This is a genomic window from Bacillus cereus, assembly GCF_015071065.1.
In the GTDB taxonomy this organism is placed as follows: Bacteria; Bacillota; Bacilli; order Bacillales; family Bacillaceae_G; genus Bacillus_A; species Bacillus_A cereus_BA.
In genome coordinates this window covers 1-309 of sequence record NZ_VOVA01000104.1, presented here as the reverse complement: position 1 = coordinate 309, position 309 = coordinate 1, and the positions used below count along the sequence as shown (strand labels likewise).

The window sequence follows — 309 nt, the reverse complement described above, 5'->3', positions numbered from 1 at the left end:
AGATAGGCAGGGCTCTTATCGACTGTTATCACGCGTGGCTTAGAAACATACGAAAAAGCCAAGGTTTTCTTGAAAAAGCGCTTTGCAGCCTTCTGGTCTCTTGTTTTGCTTAGGTGAAAATCGATTGTATTTCCTTGTGAATCAACAGCACGATACAAGTACAGCCATTGACCTTTTACTTTGATATATGTTTCATCGACTCTCCAGGAGTCATTTGTTTGTTTAAGGTGACGTCGGATTCGTTTGTCCAATTAAGGACCGTACTGATGAACCCAACGCATAATCGTTGTATGAGAAATGGATAAACCC

Annotated in this window: 1 pseudogene; it reads right to left on the bottom strand. The window is 41.1% G+C overall.

The annotated features are described in order from the left end of the window. A pseudogene (locus tag FT637_RS29755) lies at positions 1–309 on the bottom strand (IS6 family transposase); the annotation flags it as partial.